6 protein-coding genes are annotated in these 8,338 nt (G+C 39.7%); 3 read left to right on the plus strand and 3 right to left on the minus strand.

Going from position 1 to position 8,338, the window contains the following annotated elements:
• Nucleotides 1-59 precede the first annotated feature (59 nt).
• Nucleotides 60-287, minus strand: a complete 228-nt coding sequence (locus tag HMPREF9420_RS01850; RefSeq protein ID WP_007133689.1) for a hypothetical protein — start codon at nucleotides 285-287, stop codon at nucleotides 60-62.
• Nucleotides 288-452: 165 nt separating this feature from the next.
• Between HMPREF9420_RS01850 and HMPREF9420_RS01855 the strand changes: the two genes are divergently transcribed.
• Genes HMPREF9420_RS01855 through HMPREF9420_RS01865 form a run of 3 tightly spaced genes read left to right on the plus strand, consistent with a single transcriptional unit; the run spans nucleotide 453 to nucleotide 2,069 of the window.
• On the plus strand, nucleotides 453-947 hold the full coding sequence (locus HMPREF9420_RS01855; RefSeq protein WP_007133690.1) for a helix-turn-helix domain-containing protein: 495 nt from the start codon (nucleotides 453-455) through the stop codon (nucleotides 945-947).
• A 3-nt stretch (nucleotides 948-950) separates the two neighbouring features.
• Nucleotides 951-1,550, plus strand: a complete 600-nt coding sequence (locus HMPREF9420_RS01860; RefSeq protein ID WP_007133691.1) for a S24/S26 family peptidase — start codon at nucleotides 951-953, stop codon at nucleotides 1,548-1,550.
• A 12-nt stretch (nucleotides 1,551-1,562) separates the two neighbouring features.
• Nucleotides 1,563-2,069: a hypothetical protein gene (locus HMPREF9420_RS01865; protein WP_007133692.1), complete on the plus strand. Its 507-nt coding sequence runs from the start codon at nucleotides 1,563-1,565 to the stop codon at nucleotides 2,067-2,069.
• A gap of 822 nt (nucleotides 2,070-2,891) precedes the next feature.
• Here HMPREF9420_RS01865 and HMPREF9420_RS01870 read toward each other — a convergent pair.
• Together HMPREF9420_RS01870 and HMPREF9420_RS01875 are read right to left on the minus strand one after the other, a co-directional pair.
• Entirely contained in the window at nucleotides 2,892-5,429 is a 2,538-nt protein-coding gene (locus HMPREF9420_RS01870; RefSeq protein WP_007133693.1) for an ATP-dependent Clp protease ATP-binding subunit, read from the minus strand.
• Nucleotides 5,430-6,126: 697 nt separating this feature from the next.
• On the minus strand, nucleotides 6,127-8,250 hold the full coding sequence (locus HMPREF9420_RS01875) for a Tex family protein (protein WP_007133695.1): 2,124 nt from the start codon (nucleotides 8,248-8,250) through the stop codon (nucleotides 6,127-6,129).
• Nucleotides 8,251-8,338 lie beyond the last annotated feature (88 nt).

Raw genomic sequence — 8,338 nt, forward strand, 5'->3', positions numbered from 1 at the left:
ACTCTAACGACACTTGTACTAAGTGGTCAATATTATTTTGACCAAAAGGGGCAATCATTTTATGGCCAAAGTGAGCAATCCTGTTTGCCCAAAGGGGTCAAAGTAGAGTGGCTTTTCCAGGCTCTTTCAATCTGCTTGTTAGCATGCTCTACACCTATCAGAAAGATAAGCCCCGAAACGCCTACGAGCATGTCTACCTTTCTGCCTTCGTCCGTGTAACCGTAAACCTTAATCTTGAAATCTCGGTTAATCTCCCGTGTGCTGTACTGCAATTTATTTGCTTTCATAATCGTTCTTTTTAAGTTTACCCCTTACAGGGTATTGTTTATTTCAAAATTTATTTATATCTTTGTTTCAGATTTCTATGGCAAAGATAAACTATTTGGTTGAATGAAACAAACTTTTAGTTTATTCTTAACATTAATTAAGTTTATAATAAACTCATATTTCAAATGACAGGAGAGGAATTGAAGTACATTTTAGCACATACACGCTTACAATTCAAGGATTTAGCAGCGGAATTGGAGATGTCGCAGCAAAATTTTTCAAAGGCCTTAAAGGTTTCTGACATAAAAACAGGCTTTCTTGAAAAATTATGCGATGTCCTAAATGTTTCTATGGACTTCTTCTATAAAGGAACAAAGTATGCATCTACATCTGTTCAAGTTACCGCCTCTGGCAATCAGTCTATCGCTACTAACTCTGGCGATGTGACAGTAGGTGCACAAAATGAAAATAGTGGGCATATAGGCACGCAAAACAATTACAGCTATCCAGATGCACAGCAAAAGCAAGATAATGTCACCACGCTGACGGAAACTGTGTCTACGCTGACGAGAGAGCTTGAAACCTCACAACAACAGAAAAGTGACCTGATAGATGTAGTAGCTACTTCGCAAAAACAGATACAGCAGCTAACGAACATGGTCGACAGATTAACACAATAGAACATGGAAGGTAAAGAAGTAAGGAAAACATTGCAAGAACACTGCATAAACCTTGCATGGCTTGCCGAGCAGTTAGGCATCAGTCCGCAGGGGCTGAACTCTCGCCTCAACGCACACCTTTTCAAAAGCAGTTACTTGCAGGAGATAACAAACATCTTGCAGAAAGATATCTTCGGGATCGGGACAAAGCCTAACATGCAGCCTATACTGAATATCCGGGTTCGTGACAATATCACAAAGGAACTAAGTACAACAAACTTCCCCGTCATCGAGTACGTTTCTATCCCAGCTTTCGCCGGCTGCTTAGGCTTCATCTACTACGGGAAAGATGCAGCACCTAAATACGAGGCTGGCGACATTATCTTTATCCTCCCTGAAACAGAAGCTATCACACCGGGCCGAAAATACCTTATCATAACAGATAGCGACAGATTTGTAAGGTTTGCATACGAAGCAGATAAGAAAGGACGTGTGCGTCTGTCAGCCATTAACCCAGCAACCGACACAGAGGGTGCAAGAATTTACCCAGACACGGAAATTAAGACGTCGGATATTCTGCACGCATACAAGGTCGTAGGCTCTATATCACGTGAACAAATTTAATCAATATAAATTATGAAGCAAATAATAGTAATCATCGCGTTGCTGGTAAGCATCAGCACGCACGCACAGAAAATTCTATCGCACACAACAACAATCGGAAAGTTTGCGGATAGTAGTATTGATTTCACCGAGTACACAAACGGAACCAGCGACTATACCGTCTACCTTTCAACAAGCGATTTAAAAAACATTGGCACAAAATTAGTAAAAACAAACACAGAGAGAATACGCCTCGAGTTCAATACAAAAGAACAAATGCTGAACTGTCTTCACTATCTATACGACTTCGACAAAGGTGAAGGATATTATATAGATTTAGAAAACAAATCTAACAACATGGTATTATCAGTAAAAAACGGCTTTATCATCGGTGCACTTGGCCAAATCGATAAACCAACGATAAGTAAATGGCTGATTGGAAAATTACTAAACACAATTGGTATATCTGTGAAAAAGGACAAAGACCGAGAAGATAAAAATGGTGATGATATGTATACCAAACCAAGCTCACTTTTTTAAACAATTCGCAATAAAACGAATATATCAATAAAAAGATAAGCAGTGTAATATACATAAAATCAGTATATTACATTTCTTCGCTCGGATAGTCTTCTAAGCTGTGGGTCTTGGGTTCGAATCCCAACGGAATCACCACTACAAGGAAAGAGAATTTTGGAAACAAAGTTCTCTTTCTTGTTTATAGATAGTTAGCTTGTTGGTGCATATAGAGAAGTTTATTTGAGTGTTTGCATACATGATTCTAAGAGCAAAAATGGAGGATTTTCGTGCTACATACAACGTATGTAAGACCAAATGGAGGATTTTCATGCTACATACAACGTATGTAAGACCAAATGGAGGATTTTTATGCTACATACAACGTATGTAAGACCAAATGGAGTATTTTCATGCTACATACAACGTATGTAAGACCAAATGGAGATTTTTTAGGCTACATACAACGTATCTAACACCAAATGGAGGATTTTCGCGTAAGATACGATGTATCTAACACCAAATGGAGGATTTTCGCGTAAGATACGATGTATCTAACACCAAATGGAAGATTTTCGTGTTAGATACAATGTATGTAGCACTAAAAACGAAAAAATCATGCTTCTGAGTGACTCCGAAGGGGGCATAAAAAGAAAAGAGAACGAAAAAAGAGGCTATCGACGGATAGAATCATTTCTCGTTCTCTTTTAATGTCTTATAAATTGTATTCTTGGAAAAATTTATTTCTTCTGCAATTTATATTCTTTGATTTTCTTATGAGTTACCTCATGACCAAGTTTTACTTTCAAGGGATTATGTGTGTTTATTCTTTATCCCTTTTATTTATTATTTGAATTGTAGCTCATCTTTATTGGGAATCTTGCTCACCGCAATGGTATCCCCTTCATGAAGCTCGCCCGACAGCAGTTTTTCGCATACACCATCTTCGATATAATTCTGTATAGCGCGCTTTAATGGGCGTGCACCGAATTGGACATCATAGCCCTTTGTTGCAACAAACTCTTTTGCATTGTCTGTGATTGTCAACTGATAACCCAGCGATTCAATTCGTTTATAGAGGCCTTTTAGTTCGATATCTATAATCTTCTTTATTGCTTCAAGATCAAGTTGATCAAAAGTGATAATCTCATCTAAACGATTCAAGAACTCGGGGGCAAATTGTTTGCTGAGACTTTTCTGAATGATGCTGCGCGCATATTCTTTATCTTTGTCATTAAGACTTATCCCCGTGTTTCCTCCTGCGTTGAAGCCCACACCATGACCAAACTCTTTCAGTTGTCTTGTTCCTGCGTTTGAAGTCATGATAATTACAGTGTTTCTGAAATCAACTAATCTTCCATTACCATCCGTCAGCCGTCCTTCATCGAGCACTTGGAGTAGCATGTTGAAGATGTTGCCATGAGCTTTCTCAATCTCGTCAAGCAAAATGATAGAGTAGGGGTGTCTGCGCACCTTCTCAGTGAGCTGTCCTCCTTCTTCATAGCCTACGTATCCGGGAGGTGCACCAACGAGTCGTGAAGTATTGAAACTTTCTGAATATTCACTCATGTCCACACGAATCAGGGCATCATCCGAACCAAACATATATTCAGCGAGCTTCTTTGCAAGATATGTTTTGCCTACACCTGTCGGCCCTAAGAACATGAATACACCAATTGGGTGGTTGGGGTCTTTGATGCCAACTCGGTTTCTTTGAATGGCCTTTACCATCTTTTCAATCGCATTGTCTTGGGCAATCACCTGCGCTTTCAGCACATCTCCCATGTTTCTCAGCCTTACATTTTCGGCTTCAGCAATGCGTTGTACGGGAACACCAGCCATCATCGAGACAACTTCTGCAACCTCATCTTCGCTGATCGTTTGTCGCGTAGTGTTGTCATCTGAAGTCCATTGGCGATTCAGTTCATCGATTTGTCGTTCTAAATTGGTTTGACGATCACGATAGGCAGCGGCAAGTTCAAAGTCTTGATTCTTCACTGCTTGCTGCTTTTTCTGTATTGTTTGCTCCAATTCCTTTTGCTTTTCAACCAGTTCTTCTGGCATTTCAGCATGCTGAAGATGTACACGTGACCCCACTTCATCTAAGGCATCTATGGCTTTATCAGGGAAATAGCGATCAGAAATGTAGCGTTCTGTCAATTTGACACAAGCTTTCAGCGCCTCATCTGTATAGTTTACATGATGATGAAGCTCATATCTGTCTTTGATATTATGTAGAATTGTCAGCGTTTCTTCAGCCGTTGTAGGTTCTACCATGACCTTTTGAAAGCGTCTTTCTAACGCTCCATCTTTTTCAATACTCTTGCGATATTCATCGATTGTTGTAGCCCCTATACACTGAATCACACCTCTTGCCAAAGCCGGCTTCATGATATTGGCGGCATCCATGCTTCCGGGAGTGCTTCCTGCACCAATCATTGTGTGAATTTCGTCAATGAAAACAATGATATCGGGATTCTTTTCAAGTTCGTTTATCAATGAACGAATACGCTCTTCAAATTGTCCTCTGTATTTTGTTCCAGCAACAATCGCCGTTAAATCAAGATTAACAACGCGTTTGTTGAAAAGAACAGGTGACGTCTTATGCTGCACAATAAGTTGTGCCAAGCCTTCAACAATCGCACTCTTTCCAACTCCTGGCTCACCGATGAGAATAGGATTATTCTTCTTTCTGCGGCAAAGAATCTCTGTGACACGCTGAATTTCCTTTTCTCTTCCAACCACTTTGTCAAGCTTTCCCTCGGCAGCAGCCTTGGTTAAATCCGTTGAAAAGTTGTCGAGAACGGGTGTACCTTTTTTCTGATTGCCATTTACAGTCTTTGTGGTTGCATTGTTTTTGCCACCTCCGTTTTGGGATATCGCCTCCTCTTCTTCCTCTTCTTCGTCGGGCATACCAAAGCTGTCAGAAGGTTTTGCATTGCTACTTTTCTGAGTTTTCAGATAAGTAAGCGTATCTTCATACGTCATGTGATTTCCTTCTAAAACTTCTTTCGCACCATTATTCACTTGGTCATGCAGAATGGCCAATATCAAATGTTGAACATCAACCATTTGCGTGTGTTGTATACGAGCCTCAAGAACAGCAAGCTTTAGAATGTTGCTGGCCTGCTCATTGAGCACAAGTTCCGAGTCAATGATGACTTCTGTAATAACATCTTGCCTAACTTTGTCTTCCAATTCATTTTTAACATCATCGAGATTGATATTCATTCGTTGGAAAAGCAGATGAAGCAAACTGTCTTTTTCGCGTAGTATGCCAAGCACAAGATGCTCAGGTCCTACCGAACGACTGGCAAGTCGGTTGGCTTCTTCTCTGCTGTAAGCCAATATTTCTGATACTTTTGGGGAAAACTGACTCGTCATATATAATGTCTCCTATTTTAGTTCGTGATTGATTTATACTTATAAAAATAGCTTTTATCATTGAAGTTTGCAAACGTTATGCCAAAAAATATCTTTGCTGTTCAATCTTTCTCTTTTTTCATTTATATTGGTGCATTTCATATCATCATTTAATTCCTTTTTCTGTTTGCATCAAATCATCGTGTGAAATGCAAGAGAATGCAGCCTTGTTTGCATCATTTTGTGTAATCAATTGACGCTAATGATGAACTGCACTAAAAGAATAGCTTTTATGTTAACACTATCATAGCATTCAAATAGAAATAAAAAAGCCAGCTGGAATGAACCAGCCGGCTTTAGTTTTATTATGTTTCTTGCTTTTATGCACAAGTATAACCTCTTCCATTTAACATGGCCTCACCATAGTGCTTCATTGATCTCTTGTATGCTTTTACAATCTTTGCGATAGCTCTCTTCATAATGTTCATTAAATTTTCCATCTCTTTTACTTTTTAAATTCTACTTAAACTAAACATCTAAAGCGTTTATCCAACGCTTGTTATCCTTATTTTTGTGCAAAGTTAATACTAAATTTACTTGGCAGCAAGAGATTGGCCTTTGAAAGTGTTGATTCTAAGTGATTTCTTGACGAATATCAACTTATTATCAATCAAGGAATAAAGCAATGATAATGAGAACTAAATGATGTTGTTTTCTTCTATTTCTTTTGATTCCGCATGGATAGTGCGATACGCTGACGCTTATGATCTATCTCTATCACTCGTACGAAAACATGTTCGTGGAGCTTTACTATTTCATTGGGATCTTTTATGAATTTATCGGCCAATTGAGATATATGAACGAGACCATCCTGATGAACACCGATATCAATAAAGGCTCCAAAGTTTGTGATATTTGTCACTATGCCCGGTAGTTCCATTCCAACAGAGAGGTCTTCTATTGTGTGAACGCGCTCATCAAAACGGAATTCTTCAAGCTGACTACGGGGATCAAGTCCGGGCTTTTCAAGCTCTTTAAGGATATCATTGAGGGTAGGCATTCCAACTTCTGATGTGACAAATCGAGACAATTCAATCTTTTTTAGCTTGTCAGGAGAGCCAATGAGGTCGCTCACTTCACAATGTTGTTCTTTAGCCATGGCTTCAACAAGGGGATAACGCTCTGGATGCACGGCAGAATTATCAAGCGGATTGTGCGCTTTTGGGATGCGAAGGAAACCTGCACATTGCTGAAAAGCTGCATCGCCAAGTCGAGAAACACGTTTTAATTGATTGCGCGAAGTGAAGGCACCATGCTCTTTTCGGTATTCAACAATATTCTTTGCAAGCGACATTCCGAGCCCGCTGACGTAAGCAAGTAAGTGGATAGATGCAGTGTTAAGATTAACTCCAACTTGATTTACACAACTTTCTACGGTTCTGTCAAGAGCTTGTTTTAACAAGGTTTGATTCACATCGTGTTGATATTGCCCTACGCCGATGCTCTTGGCATCTATCTTTACGAGCTCGGCTAATGGGTCCATAAGTCGGCGTCCAATAGAAATTGCGCCACGAACCGTAAGGTCAAGTTGAGGAAATTCTTTGCGTGCGTTCTCTGAAGCCGAATAGATGGAAGCCCCATCTTCACTGACTACATAAACAGGAATACCTTCTAATCGACGAAGAATGTCTGTTGTTTCACGACTTGCTGTGCCATTCCCTACAGCAACGGCCTCTATATGATATTGTTGTGCGAGTATATGAAAATCGGCGAGTGCATCATGTTGAACTTTGTTTCCAAGTGTATAAATTACTGAATGATGCAGTAAGTTTCCCTGTTCATCAAGACAAACCACCTTGCATCCCGTGCGAATGCCAGGATCAACAGCCATAACGCGCTTTTGACCCAAAGGGGATGCTAAGAGTAGCTGACGGAGATTTTCTGTAAATACATGGATTGCTTCTTTGTCAGCGGCCTCTTTACTGGAGTTAGCAAATTCTGTTTCAACAGATGGTTTGATAAGTCTTTTATAGGCATCTATGCACGCTTCGCCGACAAGTTGTTGACATTTGCCATATCCATGGATATATTTCTTTTGTATTTGGTCCGTGCATTGTTTCTCTTCTACATCGATACTAACTTTCAAGTAACCAGCTTTTTCGCCACGACGTATAGCTAACAGGCGATGACTACAGCAACGTTTAAGTGGCTCAGTAAAATCAAAATAGTCGGAAAACTTCTGTGCTTCTTCTTCGTCTCGTTTGCTTTTGACGACTTTTGAGCTTATCATTGCCTCACGTTTGAAGACATTTCTCACTTTTTGTCTGATGATTTTGTCTTCACTAATGACTTCTGCAATGATATCCATTGCGCCAGACAAGGCTTCTTCTGCGGTCTTTATATTACCTTTTATATAATAGTTGGCTACTTGCTCTGGTTGTCGTTCACGTTGAAGAAGAATGATTTGAGCCAATGGTTCGAGTCCATTTTCACGTGCTACCTGTGCTTTTGTTCTGCGTTTAGGTTTGAATGGCAGATAGATATCTTCGAGTTCGGCAGCATCCCATGTTGCTTCAATCTTCTGTTTTAAGGCAGGTGTAAGTTTCTCTTGTGCCTCAATAGTCTTGCAGATGGTTTGCTTTCGTTTTTCAAGCTCCTTCATTTTCTCGGCTTGTTCGCTGATGGCTGCAATCTGCACTTCATCAAGTGAGCCTGTACGTTCCTTGCGATAACGTGCAATAAAAGGGATTGTGAAACCCTCGTCAAGTAGTTCTGTGGTGTCTTTTACCTGCTTTTCAGTTAATGATAAGCTTTTTGCTATGATTTGATATTCGTGGTTCATGTTAATAATCGTTGGCAGACAAAGGTACTACTATTATTAAATAAATAGAAATTATTTTTGTAATTTTATTATATTGCCTACCTTTGTA

Source organism: Segatella salivae DSM 15606 (genome assembly GCF_000185845.1).
GTDB lineage: Bacteria > Bacteroidota > Bacteroidia > Bacteroidales > Bacteroidaceae > Prevotella > Prevotella salivae.